Source organism: Streptomyces kryoterrae, from assembly GCF_054072135.1.
Genome location: NZ_CM133358.1, coordinates 5,985,045 through 6,000,894 on the forward strand (window position 1 = coordinate 5,985,045; position 15,850 = coordinate 6,000,894).

Annotated in this window: 18 protein-coding genes; 7 read left to right on the forward strand and 11 right to left on the reverse strand. The window is 69.4% G+C overall.

Annotation, left to right across the window (positions count from 1 at the left end):
- Window positions 1-53 precede the first annotated feature (53 nt).
- Together ACW4TU_RS26425 and ACW4TU_RS26430 are read right to left on the reverse strand one after the other, a co-directional pair.
- Window positions 54-1,022, reverse strand: coding sequence for a DUF3558 domain-containing protein (locus tag ACW4TU_RS26425; RefSeq protein ID WP_457417260.1), 969 nt, complete (start codon window positions 1,020-1,022; stop codon window positions 54-56).
- Between the two features lie 136 nt (window positions 1,023-1,158).
- Window positions 1,159-2,004 carry a DUF3558 domain-containing protein gene (locus tag ACW4TU_RS26430; protein WP_457417261.1) on the reverse strand — a complete coding sequence of 282 codons (846 nt, stop codon included), beginning with the start codon at window positions 2,002-2,004 and terminating at the stop codon, window positions 1,159-1,161.
- Window positions 2,005-2,223: 219 nt separating this feature from the next.
- Here ACW4TU_RS26430 and ACW4TU_RS26435 point away from each other — a divergent pair, with 219 nt between their 5' ends.
- Window positions 2,224-3,417, forward strand: coding sequence for an RtcB family protein (locus ACW4TU_RS26435; RefSeq protein WP_457417262.1), 1,194 nt, complete (start codon window positions 2,224-2,226; stop codon window positions 3,415-3,417).
- A gap of 86 nt (window positions 3,418-3,503) precedes the next feature.
- Here ACW4TU_RS26435 and ACW4TU_RS26440 read toward each other — a convergent pair whose 3' ends face one another.
- Window positions 3,504-3,878, reverse strand: coding sequence for a cupin domain-containing protein (locus ACW4TU_RS26440; RefSeq protein ID WP_457417263.1), 375 nt, complete (start codon window positions 3,876-3,878; stop codon window positions 3,504-3,506).
- Between the two features lie 76 nt (window positions 3,879-3,954).
- Between ACW4TU_RS26440 and ACW4TU_RS26445 the strand changes: the two genes are divergently transcribed.
- Window positions 3,955-4,395: a MarR family winged helix-turn-helix transcriptional regulator gene (locus ACW4TU_RS26445; protein WP_457417264.1), complete on the forward strand. Its 441-nt coding sequence runs from the start codon at window positions 3,955-3,957 to the stop codon at window positions 4,393-4,395.
- 62 nt (window positions 4,396-4,457) lie between these two features.
- Here the strand turns inward: ACW4TU_RS26445 and ACW4TU_RS26450 are convergent, their stop codons facing one another.
- Together ACW4TU_RS26450 and ACW4TU_RS26455 are read right to left on the reverse strand one after the other, a co-directional pair.
- The gene (locus tag ACW4TU_RS26450; protein WP_457417265.1) at window positions 4,458-5,234 is read right to left on the reverse strand and encodes an SDR family NAD(P)-dependent oxidoreductase; all 777 of its coding nucleotides are present in this window, start codon (window positions 5,232-5,234) and stop codon (window positions 4,458-4,460) included.
- 122 nt (window positions 5,235-5,356) lie between these two features.
- Window positions 5,357-5,692 carry a YnfA family protein gene (locus ACW4TU_RS26455; protein ID WP_457417266.1) on the reverse strand — a complete coding sequence of 112 codons (336 nt, stop codon included), beginning with the start codon at window positions 5,690-5,692 and terminating at the stop codon, window positions 5,357-5,359.
- A 165-nt stretch (window positions 5,693-5,857) separates the two neighbouring features.
- Here ACW4TU_RS26455 and ACW4TU_RS26460 point away from each other — a divergent pair, with 165 nt between their 5' ends.
- Window positions 5,858-6,295: a hypothetical protein gene (locus ACW4TU_RS26460; RefSeq protein WP_457430304.1), complete on the forward strand. Its 438-nt coding sequence runs from the start codon at window positions 5,858-5,860 to the stop codon at window positions 6,293-6,295.
- Window positions 6,296-6,305: 10 nt separating this feature from the next.
- On the opposite strand, the gene ACW4TU_RS26465 is transcribed toward ACW4TU_RS26460, so the two are convergent.
- The 3 genes from ACW4TU_RS26465 to ACW4TU_RS26475 all read right to left on the reverse strand — a co-directional run bounded on the left by ACW4TU_RS26465 (window position 6,306) and on the right by ACW4TU_RS26475 (window position 8,824).
- Complete coding sequence (locus ACW4TU_RS26465) at window positions 6,306-6,524, reverse strand: hypothetical protein (protein WP_457417267.1); 219 nt, start codon at window positions 6,522-6,524, stop codon at window positions 6,306-6,308.
- Window positions 6,525-6,728: 204 nt separating this feature from the next.
- Window positions 6,729-8,120, reverse strand: coding sequence for an ice-binding family protein (locus tag ACW4TU_RS26470; protein ID WP_457417268.1), 1,392 nt, complete (start codon window positions 8,118-8,120; stop codon window positions 6,729-6,731).
- 395 nt (window positions 8,121-8,515) lie between these two features.
- Entirely contained in the window at window positions 8,516-8,824 is a 309-nt protein-coding gene (locus tag ACW4TU_RS26475; RefSeq protein ID WP_457417269.1) for a hypothetical protein, read from the reverse strand.
- Between the two features lie 446 nt (window positions 8,825-9,270).
- On the opposite strand from ACW4TU_RS26475, the gene ACW4TU_RS26480 reads away from it, so the two are divergent.
- The 4 genes from ACW4TU_RS26480 to ACW4TU_RS26495 all read left to right on the forward strand — a co-directional run bounded on the left by ACW4TU_RS26480 (window position 9,271) and on the right by ACW4TU_RS26495 (window position 13,225).
- Entirely contained in the window at window positions 9,271-10,398 is a 1,128-nt protein-coding gene (locus ACW4TU_RS26480) for an LLM class flavin-dependent oxidoreductase (protein WP_457417270.1), read from the forward strand.
- Window positions 10,395-10,991, forward strand: coding sequence for an FMN reductase (locus ACW4TU_RS26485; protein ID WP_457417271.1), 597 nt, complete (start codon window positions 10,395-10,397; stop codon window positions 10,989-10,991). Before ACW4TU_RS26480 ends, ACW4TU_RS26485 begins: the two co-directional genes overlap by 4 nt.
- A gap of 65 nt (window positions 10,992-11,056) precedes the next feature.
- Window positions 11,057-11,797: a response regulator transcription factor gene (locus ACW4TU_RS26490; protein WP_457430306.1), complete on the forward strand. Its 741-nt coding sequence runs from the start codon at window positions 11,057-11,059 to the stop codon at window positions 11,795-11,797.
- Complete coding sequence (locus tag ACW4TU_RS26495; protein WP_457417272.1) at window positions 11,798-13,225, forward strand: sensor histidine kinase; 1,428 nt, start codon at window positions 11,798-11,800, stop codon at window positions 13,223-13,225.
- A gap of 43 nt (window positions 13,226-13,268) precedes the next feature.
- On the opposite strand, the gene ACW4TU_RS26500 is transcribed toward ACW4TU_RS26495, so the two are convergent.
- The 3 genes from ACW4TU_RS26500 to ACW4TU_RS26510 all read right to left on the reverse strand — a co-directional run bounded on the left by ACW4TU_RS26500 (window position 13,269) and on the right by ACW4TU_RS26510 (window position 15,829).
- Window positions 13,269-13,877 carry a DUF305 domain-containing protein gene (locus tag ACW4TU_RS26500; protein WP_457417273.1) on the reverse strand — a complete coding sequence of 203 codons (609 nt, stop codon included), beginning with the start codon at window positions 13,875-13,877 and terminating at the stop codon, window positions 13,269-13,271.
- A gap of 51 nt (window positions 13,878-13,928) precedes the next feature.
- Window positions 13,929-14,351: a DUF6153 family protein gene (locus ACW4TU_RS26505; RefSeq protein ID WP_457417274.1), complete on the reverse strand. Its 423-nt coding sequence runs from the start codon at window positions 14,349-14,351 to the stop codon at window positions 13,929-13,931.
- Window positions 14,352-14,452: 101 nt separating this feature from the next.
- Window positions 14,453-15,829, reverse strand: coding sequence for a histidine-type phosphatase (locus tag ACW4TU_RS26510; RefSeq protein ID WP_457417275.1), 1,377 nt, complete (start codon window positions 15,827-15,829; stop codon window positions 14,453-14,455).
- Window positions 15,830-15,850: the final 21 nt, after the last annotated feature.

The following is a 15,850-nucleotide window of genomic DNA, read 5'->3' on the forward strand; positions in this document are numbered from 1 at the left end:
TTGCGCGCAACAGGGTGGCACATGTGTGCGGCGTACGTGTTGCCGAGACAAGGTCAGCTCTTCTTCGACGCTGAGGGGGACGCGGACGAGGCCGGCGCCTTGGACGCCGCCCTGGCCGCCGACTTCGACGGGGACGCGCTCGGCTTCGCCGATGAACTCGCCGACGCCGTAGGAGAGTTGGTGGGGGCCGGAGTGCCCGCGCCACCCTCGCCGTTCTCCGACGACACCTTCGCGACGGCCTCCTTGACGGCCTTCACCGCGGACTTCGCCAGACTGTCCGCGCTCGGCGTCTTCTCGCCCGCGAGCCCGGCACCGTTGTAGTCGAGGGTCACGACGACGTTCTCGACCCGGACCACCACCGTCTGCTGCCGGAAGGCCCCTTCCTTCTTCTTCAGGTCGTAGCGCACCGACGTCGCGTCGTCGCCCGCTCCGGCCACCGGCGCCGACCTGGTGTTCTTCGCACCCGTCGTCGACTCGGCGTCCTGTACCTGGCTCTCGTAGTACGCCTGCGCCAGTTCGTCGCCGGAGCCGCGCGAAGCGGTCGACTCGAAGCGCAGCAGCGACACGTTCAGCCAGCGGAACTGGGAGCCCTTCACACCGTTGTTGACGAGGCTCGTCCAGGAGCAACTGCCGCGCGTCGAGGTGTCGTTGGACGACCCCTCCTTGCCCGACTTCACACCCTTCGGGACGAGGTCCTTCAGCGTCTTCGTGGACAGCACCGCGCACGGCTCCGGAAGCTTCTGGTACGCCGCCGCCTGCACGGTCGGCGACGCGCTCACCGTCTCGCCCGCGCCGGGCTCCGTCGTCTTCGCCGCGTTGTCGGCGGAACCGGATCCCGACCCGGAGTCGGATCCCGAGTCGGACGAGCAGCCGACGGCCAGGAGAAGGACTGGGACGACGGTGCCGGCGGCCAGGGTGGCGAGGGCGCGGTGCTGCCGCCTCGTCGTCACTCCGGTGTTCCGCCTGCTGTTCCGGCTGCGCTGGTCTCGCTGTGCGGGTCGGTGCATGGTTCCTTCACTCATCGCGCTGTGGTTCCTGCGGCTCTCGGTTCCTGCGGTCGGATCGGGTCCGAGGGGCCACGGTACGCGGTGAGGGGGGCGCGGGGTTCTGCTTCACACCCTTTGCGGACGGCCGGTACGAGGGGACACCAGCCGTGTCCTAGTCGAACGCGCCGGCGAGCTGCGAGGCCAGTTTCTGCGCCCTGTCCTGCATTTCCTTGCTGTCGGGCACGGTGCCGAGTGCCGTCGGCTGCTCGACGTACTCGATGGTCACGATCACGTTGGACGTGCGGAACGCCACAGTGACCGTGCGCTGCTGGGCCGTTGAACCGGCGGGGGTCAGCTGGTCGTCGAGGAACGCCTCGTCGCCGAGACCGTCGAGGAGGCGGGGCTGGAGAGCGGCGGCCGACTCGGCGTCGGCGGTGCTGTCCGTGTCGGTGTCCGGGGAGACGGAGGCGGAGGCCGCGTCGGTGGGAGTGGCCGAGGAGGGGGAGGGGGAGCCGGACGCCGACGCGGAGCCAGTGGGAGTGGGGGAGGCGGTGGTGGTGGCGACGGGCTCCGGGAGGTCGGCGGCCACCACCTTGGTCGCGAAGAGGTCCGTCGCCTGGCTGTCGTCGCTCACGGAGTTGTCGTACGACACGACCCGCTCGAAGTCGACGAGGAGATGGTCGGTGGCGTCCGTGGACTCCACCTTCCAGCGGCAGCCGACCTTGCGGTCCGTGTTGTACGTGAGGGTCGGCTCGCCGTCGTACGCCTCTTCGCGCTGGTCCTCGTCCGTGATCTGCCTGATGCCGGGCAGCAGCGAGTCGAGGGTGCCGTGACCGACCGCGCCGCAGGGCTCGGGGAGGGTGAGGTAGCGGCCGGGCTGGGCCGCCGCGGTCGTGGTGCCGCTGTCGCCGGGTTTGGCGTCCTCGGCGGGGTCGTCGCTGCCCGAGCCGCCGGTGCAGCCGGCCAGCAGCGCCGCGAGGAGGGCGGCGACGCCGGGTACGTAGGCCTTCCGCTGCACGGTCAGGTTCCTCTCGACGGTCTTTCTCGACGATCTTTGTGGACGGTGCTCGCTCCAGTGTCCCCGCTGGTTATTCACTTGCCGCACGGGGGCGTCACCGGCAGACAATGTCTATCGCACGCACCACCGTGCACGCCGGTCCGGCATCCCTTTCGTTGACCTTGGCGTCGGTTTTGCGTTTACGCACTTCTGTTGGTTTTTCGGGGGAATGAGGACGATATGTCGTACGTGGAAGTGCCGGGCGCGAAGGTTCCCATCCGTATGTGGGCCGACCCGGCGTCGGTCGAGGACGTCGCGATGCAGCAGCTGCGGAACGTCTCGACGCTGCCGTGGATCAAGGGCCTGGCCGTCATGCCGGACGTCCACTTCGGCAAGGGGGCGACGGTCGGCTCGGTCATCGCGATGCAGGGCGCGGTGTGCCCGGCGGCGGTGGGGGTCGACATCGGCTGCGGGATGTCCGCCGTCAGGACGTCACTCACGGCGAACGACCTGCCGGGCGACCTGTCCCGGCTGCGGTCGAAGGTCGAGGAGGCGATTCCGGTGGGGCGGGGGATGCATGACAGTCCCGTCGATCCGGGGCGGCTGCACGGGTTCGCCACCGGGGGATGGGAGGACTTCTGGGGGCGGTTTGATGGAATCGCTGAAGCGGTCAAATTCCGTCATGATCGAGCCGGAAAACAGATGGGGACGCTCGGATCCGGAAATCACTTTGCAGAAGTTTGCATAGATGATCAGGGTTCGGTCTGGCTCATGCTCCACTCCGGTTCCCGGAACATCGGCAAGGAGCTGGCCGACCATCACATCGGCGTGGCCCAGAAGCTTTCCCACAACCAGGGGCTGATCGACCGAGACCTCGCTGTCTTCATTGCGGACACCCCGCAGATGGCGGCCTACCAGAACGACCTCTACTGGGCTCAGGAGTACGCCAGGTACAACCGGTCGATCATGATGGCCCTCTTCAAGGACGTGCTCCGCAAGGAGTTCAAGAAGGCCGGGGTGACCTTCGAGCCCGAGGTGAGCTGCCATCACAACTACGTGAGCCGCGAGCGCTACGAGGGCATGGACCTGCTCGTCACGCGCAAGGGTGCGATCAGCGCCCGGGCCGGGGAGTACGGGATCATCCCGGGTTCCATGGGCACGGGTTCGTACATCGTGAAGGGCCTCGGGAACGAGAAGGCCTTCAACTCGGCTTCGCACGGGGCCGGTCGGCGCATGAGCCGCAACGCGGCGAAGCGGCGCTTCTCGACCAAGGACCTGGAGGAGCAGACACGGGGTGTGGAGTGCCGTAAGGACTCCGGTGTCGTGGACGAGATTCCTGCCGCGTACAAGCCGATCGAGCAGGTCATCGACCAGCAGCGGGACCTGGTGGAGGTTGTGGCGAAGCTGAAGCAGGTTGTTTGTGTGAAGGGCTGACGCGTGAGGTCCCCGGCTTGAGGCCGGGGACCTCGTTCACAGTCAGTCCTCCCGGATGGGAAGCCTGTGCTGATCCCTCTGTGGGCCTAATGAGTCCATGGCGGTGTGATGGTGCTGCCGTCGGCCAGTTCGGCGCTGAGCCCGACGCGTGTGGTGACCCACATGTGGGCCGGCTGGTCGGTGGTGTTGGCAACCGCCAGTTCGGAGCCCGCCGGAGCCACCGCCGCGTCGCCGACGCCGAGTTCGGCGCTCTCGCCGCCGATGGTGAGCCGGAGGCGACCGGACAGGAGGTAGAACGTTTCCTCGTGACTGATCGTGTGGGCCGGGCCGACCATTCCGGGCGGGATCTCGGTGCGCCAGGCGGCGAGATCCCGGCTTCCCGTGTCCGGACGGATGTAGGAAACGAAGCGGCCACCGTGGATCTCGTGCGCGACGGCCTCGGTGCTGCGGATGAAAGGCATGTCAGCTCCAATCCCTTCCTGATGGACAAGCTACTTGTCCATGAAGACAAGCAGCTTGTCGAGTTATAGTCAAGACATGGACGACGCTCTGGCTTTCTCCGCGCTTGTGCTGGCGCTCTCCGGACAGTTGGTGCAGGAGATCCACGCTCGCGTGTCCCAGCAGGGATTCGAGGATTTGCGGCCCGCACACGGCTTCGCCTTTGTCCGCATCTCCGGGGGAGGCGCCACCACGGCCGCGTTGGCGGAGCACCTGGGAGTGACCAAGCAGGCCGCCGCCCAACTGGTCGAGGAGCTGGTCCGCAAGGGGTACGTGGAGCGGCATCCGCACCCCCACGATGCCCGTGCCCGGCTCCTGGAGCTGACCGAGGCCGGTTGGGCCGCCACTCGCGCCGCCGACCAGGCGGCCCGGGATGCCGTCGCGCCATGGCGAGAGGCGCTGGGAGAGGCACGCTTCGGTGAACTTGTCGCCGATCTTTCTCGGTTCATGCCACGGGGGCCGATCCGCCCCGCCTGGTGAGTCGGCCGGCCGCTACTCGGCAACGAGACCCGTGGACCTCTTCCCCCAGAGGCGGAGGGTGGTCACGCGTCCCGGTGCACCTTCGTGTTCGACGCCTGGGCGCGGGGGCGCAGGACCAGGAGGTCTACGTTGACGTGGCTGGGGCGGGTTACCGTCCAGGTGATCGTTTCGGCCACGTCGTCGGCCGTGAGGGGCTCGGCCACGCCCTGGTAGACCTTCGCCGCCTTCTCCGTGTCGCCGGAGAAGCGGGTCAGGGCGAACTCGTCCGTCTTCACCATGCCCGGCGCGATCTCGATCACCCGGACCGGGGTGCCGACGATCTCCAGGCGCAGGGTCTCGGCGAGGACGTGGGTGCCGTGCTTGGCGGCGACGTAGCCACCGCCGCCCTCGTACGTGCCGTGCCCGGCGGTGGAGGAGACGATCACGATCGTGCCGTCGCCGCTCGCCGTCAGGGCGGGGAGGAGGGCCTGGGTGAGGTTGAGGGTGCCGATGACGTTCGTCTCGTACATCTGGCGCCAGTCGGCCGGGTCACCGGTGGCCACCGGGTCGGCGCCGAGTGCGCCGCCCGCGTTGTTGACGAGGACGCCGATCGTCTTGAAGGCGGTCGCGAACTCGTCCACCGCCGTGCGGTCGGTGACGTCCAGGGGGTACGCCGTGGCCTGGCCGCCCGTCGCGTTGATCTCCTCGGCCAGCGCCTCGATACGGTCCTTGCGGCGGGCCGTCAGTACGACCCGGTAGCCGGCGGCGGCGAGCCGGCGGGCCGTCGCGGCGCCGATTCCGCTGCTCGCGCCGGTGATCACGGCGATGCGGGAGGCGGCGGACGGGGCGGCGGTGGCCATGGGACTGCTCCTCGGGGTACTGGGCGTGGGGTTGCGCTGCCCAGGATAGGCAGGCGCGGTGAGTGGGTGGTGGGGTGTCCGGAGGGTGGGCCGGGCGGGGGCGCCGCCTTCGTCGGGTCCCGTCAGTTGCCTCGGGGGGCGTACATGATCATGGCCATGCCCGCGAGGCAGATCAGCGCGCCCGTCACGTCCCAGCGGTCCGGGCGGTAGCCGTCCGCCGCCACGCCCCAGGCCAGTGAACCGGCGACGAAGACCCCGCCGTACGCGGCCAGGATGCGGCCGAACTCCGCGTCGGGCTGGAGGGTGGCGACGAACCCGTACGCGCCCAGGGCCAGCACGCCCGCGCCGATCCACACCCAGCCGCGGTGTTCCCGTACGCCCTGCCAGATCAGCCACGCGCCGCCGATCTCGAACAGGGCGGCAACCAGGAACAGGGCTACGGAGCGCAGGACCGACATGCGGGCAGCTTCGCACGGCCGCTCACTGTCACCTGTTGGAGGGCGCCTGCCGTGCGCGTCAGGTGGGATACATCGGTTCGACGACGGTGATGGTCTTCCGGGAACGGCCGAGGAGTGGGTGACGTGGGTACGACGGTTTGGGTGCGTGGGCTGGTGGCGGGTGCGATGGCGATCGGGCTGGTCGGGATCGGGGGGTTCGCCGGGGCCGACAGCGGGGGGCCCGAGGCCGATCTCGCGTATCACGGGGCCGTCTCGCTGGACCGTGGGCGGATCGACCTGTGGGTGACCCCGCGCAACCACGGGCCGTCCGCCGTCGCCGACGCGACCGTGCGGCTGACCTGGTCGGCCCCGCTCGCCGCCCGGCAGCAGTTGCCGGACGGGTGCGCGCGGCTCGGGGCGCGTGTGGTCGTGTGCCGTACGGGGGCGCTGGCCGCCGATGGTGTGGGCGAGCAGATCGGGCTGCGGATGCGGCTTCAGGGTGTGCCTGCCGAGGTGACGCTGGAGATCGGTACGGTCTGGAGCGGCGGGGTCGTGGACCGCAACCGGGGCAACGACCGGCAGCGCGTGCTCGTGCTCGACACCGGGGACGCGTACTACTTCTGACGGCCGACGGCTATCTCCGGCTCGCGCGTGGGGTCGCCGTCACCTCCGGGATGGTGCCTCCGCAGCGCAGTACGGCGTCCAGGGTGCGGAGGAACTCGGAGACGCCGAGCAGGTCGCCGGTCAGGTAGCCGCGTTGCCGCCAGACGGGTACGACCTCGGCGGCGTACGTCATGTCCCAGCCGTTGTTGAACTCGGTGCGGGAGTCGTCGCCGCCGCAGTCCCTGACCACGAACCGGGTGAAGCCGACGGAGGGGTGTTCGACGCGGTACGCCTCGACGAGCTTCGAACGTCCTCCAAGGGGCGCCTCTCTGGGAGGCGCCCCTCATTCATCTTGGTTTTCTCCTCAGGGAGATACCGGCGGCGTTTCGCTTATTCCCGCACACTGCCCGGGACTTCAGCGCCACGCGCTGCCCTCGCGCTCCTGGCAGTCGGGCTAGTAGTCGCTGTGTTCACCGTAGGTGTTGTGGTCCCCTCCACCGCCATGTCCCGCAGGACCCTGGGGCCCCTTGGGACCTTGAGGTCCCTCAGGTCCCTTGGGGCCGGTGTCGCCCTTGGGTCCCTTGGGCCCGGCAGGTCCGGTGTCGCCCTTGGGTCCGGCAGGTCCGGCAGGTCCGGTGTCGCCCTTGGGTCCCTTGGGTCCGGCAGGTCCGGTATCGCCCTTGGGTCCGGCAGGTCCGGTAGATCCGGCAGGTCCGGTGTCGCCCTTGGGTCCGGCAGGTCCGGTAGGTCCGGTAGGTCCGGTGTCGCCCTTGGGTCCCTCCGGTCCGATGAGGCCGGTGTCTCCCTTGGGCCCTTGAGGTCCGGCAGGTCCGGCAGGTCCGATGAGCCCGGCCGGGCCAGCGGGTCCGGTAGATCCGGCCGGGCCAGCGGGTCCGGTAGATCCGGCCGGGCCAGCAGGTCCGGTAGATCCGGCCGGGCCAGCAGGTCCGGCAGGTCCGGCAGGTCCGGTAGATCCGGCCGGGCCAGCGGGTCCGGTAGATCCGGCCGGGCCAGCAGGTCCGGCAGGTCCGGCAGGTCCGGTAGATCCGGCGGGTCCGGCGGGTCCGGTGGGACCGGTGGGGCCAGTCGCGCAGAACTGCGTCGTGATGACGTTGGTGTCCATCGTCACCGCGGCGTTCATCGCAAGGGCACGGCCTTGGATCTCGGTGCCCGTCAACAGCGAGATGGACTGGTCGGCCATGATGGTGCCCACGAAATCGGTGTTGGTCCCGAGGGTGGCGGAACTGCCCACCTGCCAGAACACGTTGCAGGGCTGTGCACCGTTGACGAGTTTGACGCTGCTGTTCGAAGCGGTGGTCAGCGTCGATCCGGCCTGGAAGATGAAGACTGCGTTGGGGTCACCCTTGGCGTTGAGAGTGAGGGTTCCGGTAAGTCCCATCGACGACGAGGCCGTGTAGACACCGGGCACCAGGACCTGTCCGCCGAGATCGGCTGTAATGGCCGCTCCGGGTCCCCGGCCGGCCGCGTCGTTGTAGGCCGTGGTCAGATCTGTCTTCGCCTGAAGAGCTTCGGCATCGGCGATGTGCAGGTCGCCGAAGATCTGTCCGGGAGGGAAGCCGGTCACCGAAGAGCCTGGACTGAGTCCCACGTCGCCGTTGATGACGGTGGGGCCGGTGTTGGTGACCGTTGAACCGGCCAGGACCGCGTAGCTCTTGGCGGTCCCCAGATCAACGGGGGCTTCTGCGGCCTGCGCGACGCCCGAAGTCAGCGCGACCGTGGCCGTGGCCAGCAGCACTACTCCGGGCAGGAGTGCGAGACGTGTCTTGAGCCGATGTCGGATGCGGAATCTGATCGGCGAACGGGACGAATTGGCAACAACTGCCATGGGGGTGACCTTTCTTGTCGCCGTTGAGCTCAGTCCCCCGGCAAGGGAATTCCGAACTCCCGTAGTTCCGGTCAGGACGGAAGCCGCGTGTCGTGTCGAGGTTCTGCGGAATCAGCCGCAAACCGAAGTCCGCAGGGCGAGCACCTGCGGGTGGGGTGATGAGCCATCACCCGGCGATAAAAACCTAGCAATTAGTCTCATAAAGTACATATAGATAAGAGGCCGATAGGGGTAAGGGGGGTGCGTTGTTCACCCTGCCGGTCGTGTCCGTGCTCGATTCCGAGCCATCGGCTTGCTCTCGTGAGGCCGGGTCATCGGCCGGATCAAGGCCACGCCGACAGGGCTCGGACGGGCCGTTCCGGGCCCGGCCTCCGAGGCGGCCAGGGCAAAGGCCCCTAGAGACCGCCGACCCGGGCCTTTGCCCTGGAGCGGGTGACGAGAATCGACATCGCGCTCTCACCCACCGGCGGCTCCGGTGGCTTGGGCGCGGCCGATGCGCGGTTTCCGTTCACGGCGAAAAAATTGTCGTAGGCCGCCGGTCGGATGTCGGTGCGGGTCCTCGCGTGGACCTGGAGGTCGTAGAAGCCGTCCGAGGCCGGGGCCCAGCCGATGCTCGCGGTGTGGTGGGCGCCCGCGGCGACCGAGACCTCCGGGTCGCCGTTGAAGGAGTACGTGTAGCTCACGACGCCCTTCACTTTCGGCATGAACATGAAGGTGGGCTCTTCGGAAGCCGGTCGGGCTTGATCAGGGATCACGCCCTGGCGTGGCTCGGCCGTCGTCGTCTCGTGGACACCGCCCCTTGCCGCTCGCGCCGGGTGCGGGAGAAATCCGATCCACACCCATGAGGGAGACATCGTGAGCGACTGCCAGATCCTCACCACCACCACGACGGTCACCGACGACCGGACGTGGCCGGCTTCGCTGGATGGTGTCCACGAAGCGCAGACGATCGCCATCGACGCCAGCAAGCTGACGTCGGGCACCCACTGCATGTCGGGCACGCTCAACCAGCCCCAGGGCATCGTCAAGTCCGGCATTCCGCTGGGCAAGATCACTGCGTCGGACCTGTATGGAATACCTCTGGAAGGCGCGCGGTTGTCGCACTCGGACGCTATAGTTGAAGAGTTAACAACCTGGAGAGTGAGCGACCATGCAGTTCGGGATCTTCAGCGTCGGCGACGTCACACCGGACCCGACCACGGGACGGACGCCGACCGAACGCGAGCGCATCAAGGCCATGGTCACCATCGCGCTCAAGGCCGAGGAGGTCGGGCTTGATGTGTTCGCCACGGGTGAGCACCACAACCCGCCGTTCGTGCCGTCGTCCCCGACCACGATGCTCGGCTACATAGCCGCGCGGACCGAGAAGCTGATCCTCTCCACCTCCACCACCCTCATCACCACCAACGACCCGGTGAAGATCGCGGAGGACTTCGCGATGCTCCAGCACCTGGCCGACGGACGCGTGGACCTGATGATGGGGCGCGGGAACACCGGCCCGGTGTACCCGTGGTTCGGGCAGGACATCCGGGAGGGCATCAACCTCGCCGTCGAGAACTACGCCCTGTTGCGCCGGCTGTGGCGCGAGGACGTCGTGAACTGGGAGGGGAAGTTCCGGACGCCGTTGCAGGGGTTCACGTCGACACCCCGGCCCCTGGACGACGTACCGCCGTTCGTCTGGCACGGGTCCATCCGGTCGCCCGAGATCGCCGAGCAGGCGGCCTACTACGGCGACGGCTTCTTCCACAACAACATCTTCTGGCCGGCCGACCACACCAAGCGGATGATCGACCTGTACCGGGCCCGGTACGCCCACTACGGGCACGGCACCGCCGAGCAGGCCATCGTGGGGCTGGGCGGCCATGTGTTCATGCGGAAGAACTCGCAGGACGCGGTACGCGAGTTCCGGCCGTACTTCAACGAGGCGCCGGTCTATGGGCACGGTCCCTCCCTGGAGGACTTCACCGACCAGACCCCGCTGACCGTCGGGTCGCCGCAGGAGGTCATCGAGAAGACGCTGGCCTTCCGGGAGTACGCCGGTGACTACCAGCGTCAGCTGTTCCTGGTCGACCACGCGGGGCTGCCGCTGAAGACGGTGCTGGAGCAGCTCGACATGCTCGGCGAGGAGGTCGTGCCGGTGCTGCGGGCGGAGTTCGCCAAGGGGCGGTCGGCGGACGTACCGGACGCGCCCACGCACGCGTCCCTGCTGGCCGCCGCGCAGCAGGACCAGAAGGACCAGAAGGACCAGCAGGACCAGAAGGAAGAGGCCGCGGTATGAAGCTCGTCGTCGTCTCGGCGGGGCTGAGTGTTCCGTCGTCCACCCGGTTGCTGGCCGACCGGCTGGCCGCCGCGGTGGACCGGAAGGCGGACGTCGACCTCCAGGTGGTGGAGCTGCGGGAGCTCGCTGTGGAGATCGCGCACAACTTCACCAACGGGTTCCCGGGGCGGAAGCTGGCGGACGCGCTGGACGCGGTGACGCGGGCGGACGGCCTGATCGTCGTCACGCCGGTGTTCTCGGCCTCGTACAGCGGGCTGTTCAAGTCGTTCTTCGATGTGCTGGAGAAGGACGCGCTGGCGGGGAAGCCGGTGCTGGTCGCGGCGACCGGTGGCTCGGCCCGGCATTCGCTGGTGCTGGAACACGCGATGCGGCCGTTGTTCGCGTATCTGCGGGCCGTGGTGGTGCCGACGGCCGTGTACGCGGCCTCGGAGGACTGGGGTGCGGAGGGGCTCGCGGAGCGCGTCGAGCGGGCGGCGGGGGAGTTGACGGCTCTGATGTCTGGGCTGTCGGCGCGGCGGCCGGTACCGAAGCCCGTGTCGGACGAGTTCGAGGTGGTCCCCTTCGCTCAGCGGCTGGACGCGCTCCGGCGGTGAGACGAGGGTGAGAGTGAGAGGCGAGTAAGAGCCCCCCTTGGCACACTGGGCGGGTGCCCCAAACCGTGCTGCTCGCCGAGGACGACCGTGCCATCCGCCATGCCCTGGAGCGGGCCCTGACCCTGGAGGGCTACCGGGTCACCGCGGTCGCCGACGGCGTCGAGGCGCTCGCCCAGGCGCATCGCACGCCGCCGGACGTACTCCTGCTGGACGTGATGATGCCCGGCATCGACGGGCTCCAGGTGTGCCGGGTGCTGCGCGCCGAGGGGGACCGTACGCCGATCCTGATGCTCACCGCGCTGGTGGAGACCGCCGACCGGATCGCCGGCCTGGACGCGGGCGCCGATGACTACGTCGTCAAGCCGTTCGACGTCGAGGAGGTCTTCGCCCGGCTCAGGGCGCTGCTGCGGCGCACCGGCCCCGGCGAGCAGCGCCCCGGTCTCCGGGGCGTCGCCCCTGTCGGCGTACCCGCTTCCCTCGTACCGAAGGAACCCGCTGTTCCTGAGCGGCATCTCACCGCCGCCGGGCTGCGGATGGATCTCCAGGCGCGGCGGGTGTGGCGAGGGGCGCGGGAACTGGAGCTGACCCGCACCGAGTTCGAGCTGCTGGAACTGCTGGTGCGCAACGCGGGGATCGTCCTCGACCACTCGACGATCTACGACCGTATCTGGGGCTACGACTTCGGCCCGGGCTCGAAGAACCTCGCCGTGTACGTCGGTTATCTGCGCCGCAAGCTCGACGAGCCGGGCGCCTCGCAGTTGATCCACACGGTGCGCGGCGTGGGTTACGTCCTCCGGGAGGACTGAGTGGCCCTGCGGAGGGGCGGGCTGGCCTCGCTGCGGACCACCTTCGCCGTGTCGTTCGCCGCGGTCGCGGCCGGGGTGACCGTACTGGTCGGGTTTCTGTCGTACGACGCCGCCGCGCGGCTGGTCCGGGTGGACCAGCAGTCCGCCTTCGCCGAGATCGTGCAGGACCTCCAGGACGAGGTGCGGCACAACACGATGACGCCGCAGGACTTCTCCTCGTCCGAGCCGGGGCACGACATCGTCCGGCCCAGCCGTACCGACGTGCAGGTGCTCGGGCCGGCGGGGGAGGTGGTCGACAGCGGGAGTCCGGCGCTGCCCGTCACCGCCGCCGACCGCCGGATCGCCGTCTCCCCGGTCGCCGGGCTGGCCGTGCAGCACCGGGATGTCGCCGTCGGCCAGGACGTCTACCGCATCGCGACCGTCTCGCTGGGCGGGGCGCGGAGCGAGGGGCGGGGCGCGGTGCAGGTCGCGCAGGAGTTCAGCGACACGGAGGACCTGCTCCGGGAGCTCCAGCAGCGGACGATCCTCATGGTCGCCGCGGTCGTCGTCGCGGCCGGGTTGTTCGGATGGTGGCTGGCCCGGCGGATCACGCACCGGCTGCGCATCCTCGCCTCGGCCGCCGAGGACGTCGCCCGCACCCGCCGGCTCGGCATCCAGGTGCCGGTGACCGGGTCCGACGAGGTGGGCCGCCTGGGCCGGTCCTTCGACCGTATGCTCGGCCGGCTCGCCCAGTCGGAGGAGGACCAGCGCCGACTGGTCCAGGACGCCGGGCACGAGCTGCGCACCCCGCTCACCTCCCTGCGTACGAACATCTCGCTGCTGCGCCGCATCGACGAACTGCCGCCCGCGACCCGGGAGGACCTGGTCGACGACCTCGCCATCGAGGCGCGTGAACTCACCGATCTGGTCAACGAGTTGGTGGACCTGGCGGCCGGGCAGTCGGACACCGAGCCGAAGCAGCGGATCGACATCGCCGACATCGCGGACGAGGTCGCGGTGGTGGCCCGGCGGCGTACGGGGCGGGACGTCCTCGTCCGGGTGAGCGGCGAGACGGCCGCCGACGCCCGCCCCGCCGCGCTCCAGCGCGCGATCTCCAACCTCGTCGAGAACGCCTCGAAGTTCGACCGGGGCGGCACGACGCCGATCGAGATCGCGGTCACCGGTCCGGAACGGGCACGGCAGGGCGGCGGGCGGCAGGGCGCGATCCGGGTCGAGGTGCTCGACCGGGGTCCCGGAGTCGCCGAGGGCGATCTGCTGCGCCTGTTCGACCGGTTCTACCGTGCCGCCGACGCCCGTAGCCTCCCCGGTTCGGGCCTGGGGCTGTCGATCGTCCGCGAGGTGGCCATCGCGCACGGCGGTGCCCCCTTCGCGAACCGCCGGGACGGGGGCGGGGCGGTCATCGGGTTCACGGTGGGTGGGCAGGGGTGAGCCGGCCGGCCCGGTAGGCGGTCGGCCGGCTCACCCGGCGGTGTCAGTTCTTGCCGAGGAGCTTGGTCATCTCGGTGATCTCGGCGTTCTGGGTGCGGATGACGTCGTCGGCCATGGAGGTGGCGGGGCCGTACTCACCCTTGGCCTTCTCGGTGGTGGCCATCCGGACGGCGCCCTTGTGGTGTTCGATCATCATGGTCAGGAAGTTCGTGTCGAACTCCTTGCCGGAGGCGGCGTGGTCCATGCCGGGCATCGATTCCATCCCTTCCGTCCCTTCCATGGACTCCATGCCGGGCATCGACTGCGTCGACGTCGGGACGTCCTTGCCCCAGGTCTTCAGCCACCCGGACATGGTCGCGATCTCCGGGGTCTGCGCCTTCTCGATGCGGGCGGCGAGGGACTTGACCTCGGCCGACGAGGCCTTGTCGGCCGCCTCCTCCGCCATCACCAGGGCGCCCTTGTGGTGGGGGATCATGCCCTGCGCGAAGGTGACGTCCTGGGCGTTGTGGTCCTCGGCCTTGGCGCCACTGCCGGCGGTGCTGGTGCTGGTGCTGGTGTCGCTGGTGCCGTCGTCGCTGCCGCACGCGGTGAGCGTGATGGCGAGCGCGGCTGTGGCGGCCATGACGACGAGGGTCCTACGGGTTTTGCGCATGCTGGAACTCCTGCTGTGGGGAAGGGAATTGAGGCGAGGTGGGGGTCGCCTCTAGATCCGCAGGAGTTGGAGTTCGGCGAGGGACGGTGGCGCGCGGGCGCCCTCGGGGGACCGGGGCAGCGAGCGGTCGGCACGGGCGGCCAGGACCGAGGCGCCGACCGGATCGGGCGTGAGGGCGGCGAACGTGTGCCCCGCCGGGACGGCACCGGACGCGCAGGTCGCGTCGGCGTGCTGGGTGTGGCCGCCGTGCGAGTCCATGCCGTGGCAGACGGACTCGTCGGTAGGCCCTGCCCGCATGCTCATCGGCTGAGCCTGGTGGCCATGGTGGGCGGCGTCCGCCATCCCGGCGGACATGCCACCCGGCCCCAGGCCGTGCATCGCGAGGACGCCGGCCAGCAGCCCGAGCACGACGAACGCACGCGTCCACCAGGACGGTGGGTGCGTGCGCTGCTGTGGCTGTGCGCGGGCTGTCACACGGCCATGTTAGCCCGACGGACGTATACGGATACGGGGTACCCCTATATTCGCGCCGCGCGTCGTACGTCAGGAAGGTTGTACGTCTGGAAGGTCGTACCTCAGGAAGTACGGCCGAAGCAGCGCTCCAGCTCATCGAGGTCGTAGAACTTGCTGCCCTTGGACATCGGTCGGCAGTCGGCCCCGAAGGCGGTCTCCTTCTCGTTGTAGAGCATCCGTACGAGGGTGGTGTCGCCCTTGCGGAACACGTCCCATTGGATGTTCGAGGCCATCGGCGCCACCGCCGCGCCCCGCCACGAGTTGTCGGCGTACGTGTAGGGCCGCTCGGCACTCACTCCCCGCGTACTGCCCGGCAGGCCCATCAGCGCGGCCAGCGGGATGATCTCCTCGGCGTGCGTGAAGCGCAGTTCGGCGCCGAGGGTGCCGGAACCGGGGGTGCTGTTCTGCGCGGTCTCGGTCTTCTTGAAGAAGTCGTCGAGCAGGACGTTCGCCATCCTGTACGTGATGTCGCTGTCGGCGAAGCCGGGGCCCTTCTCGTAGAAGTCCTCCGCGTCGCTCAGGTACCCGAACCAGGCGGCATCGCGCTGCGAGATGTACCGGTCCATGTGCCAGCCCTTGCCCCCAGGGCTCTCGTCGCTCATGGCCGGGGCGATGCCGTACAGGTTGTAGACCGCCTCGGCCGCGTCCACCGCGCTGCCGACGGCGGGGAACTCGCCGTCGACGATCCGCTGCACGAACGCCCGCTTGAAGATCTTCCGGAGTACGTCCGAGGCGGCGCGGTGGGTGGCCGGCTGGTCGGTGATCGACGTGAGGGTGGCGGCGAGACGCTGGTCGTTCGCGATGTAGTCGAGGTAGGCGGCGCCCCCGGCGGCCTTGTGGAAGTAGAGCAGGTCCTTGTCGGTGCGGCCCGCTCCGATGAGGGGCCCCAGTGCCGGGTCGGTGGCCGCGAGGGTGTCCGCGAAGAGCTGCCCGCTGTCGACGGCGCGGCCCTGTCCGGAGCTGACGACGTCGATCTTCTCGCCGTTCCTCGCGATGCCGGCGAAGAGGCCCGGCAGCCGCTTCTCCATCCGTACGGCGGTGCCCGCGATCTCGCTCCTGCCGCGTCCGCTGAGGTTGCCGTAGCCGACCTCGGCCATGGCGGCGAGCAGGGCCCGCACCTTCGGCCCGAACTCCTCACCGCGCGCGGAGAGTTGGCCCTCGCTCTCGGCCTGGTCCCACAGCTTGAGGATCAGATCGCCGTCCGAGCTGTCGGTCGCGGCCCGGGAGCCGTGCCGGGAGACGTTCTCCGTGAACACCGGGGCGAAGCCCTTCGGGGGCTGCTGGTAGCTCCGCAGGCTCTGCTGCGGGGCGTACGAGGCCTTGGTGCCGTAGCTGTCGGCGGCGGAGGAGGAGGTGGAACGGTCCGCCGCGTGGGCGGGGAGTGCGGTGGCCAGCAGGGCGCACAGGGGTGCGGCGAGGGCGAGGGTGGTGCGGTTCATGGGCGCATCGTCGGTGGCGCG

What these genes read in the sequence shown, in the direction of transcription:
- ACW4TU_RS26425 (WP_457417260.1), bottom strand. Translation starts at nt 1,022, where the DNA reads ATGAGTGAAGGAACCATGCACCGACCCGCACAGCGAGACCAGCGCAGC.
- ACW4TU_RS26435 (WP_457417262.1), top strand. Translation starts at nt 2,224, where the DNA reads ATGTCGTACGTGGAAGTGCCGGGCGCGAAGGTTCCCATCCGTATGTGG.
- ACW4TU_RS26440 (WP_457417263.1), bottom strand. Translation starts at nt 3,878, where the DNA reads ATGCCTTTCATCCGCAGCACCGAGGCCGTCGCGCACGAGATCCACGGT.
- ACW4TU_RS26445 (WP_457417264.1), top strand. Translation starts at nt 3,955, where the DNA reads ATGGACGACGCTCTGGCTTTCTCCGCGCTTGTGCTGGCGCTCTCCGGA.
- ACW4TU_RS26450 (WP_457417265.1), bottom strand. Translation starts at nt 5,234, where the DNA reads ATGGCCACCGCCGCCCCGTCCGCCGCCTCCCGCATCGCCGTGATCACC.
- ACW4TU_RS26455 (WP_457417266.1), bottom strand. Translation starts at nt 5,692, where the DNA reads ATGTCGGTCCTGCGCTCCGTAGCCCTGTTCCTGGTTGCCGCCCTGTTC.
- ACW4TU_RS26460 (WP_457430304.1), top strand. Translation starts at nt 5,858, where the DNA reads ATGGCGATCGGGCTGGTCGGGATCGGGGGGTTCGCCGGGGCCGACAGC.
- ACW4TU_RS26470 (WP_457417268.1), bottom strand. Translation starts at nt 8,120, where the DNA reads ATGGCAGTTGTTGCCAATTCGTCCCGTTCGCCGATCAGATTCCGCATC.
- ACW4TU_RS26475 (WP_457417269.1), bottom strand. Translation starts at nt 8,824, where the DNA reads ATGCCGAAAGTGAAGGGCGTCGTGAGCTACACGTACTCCTTCAACGGC.
- ACW4TU_RS26480 (WP_457417270.1), top strand. Translation starts at nt 9,271, where the DNA reads ATGCAGTTCGGGATCTTCAGCGTCGGCGACGTCACACCGGACCCGACC.
- ACW4TU_RS26485 (WP_457417271.1), top strand. Translation starts at nt 10,395, where the DNA reads ATGAAGCTCGTCGTCGTCTCGGCGGGGCTGAGTGTTCCGTCGTCCACC.
- ACW4TU_RS26500 (WP_457417273.1), bottom strand. Translation starts at nt 13,877, where the DNA reads ATGCGCAAAACCCGTAGGACCCTCGTCGTCATGGCCGCCACAGCCGCG.
- ACW4TU_RS26510 (WP_457417275.1), bottom strand. Translation starts at nt 15,829, where the DNA reads ATGAACCGCACCACCCTCGCCCTCGCCGCACCCCTGTGCGCCCTGCTG.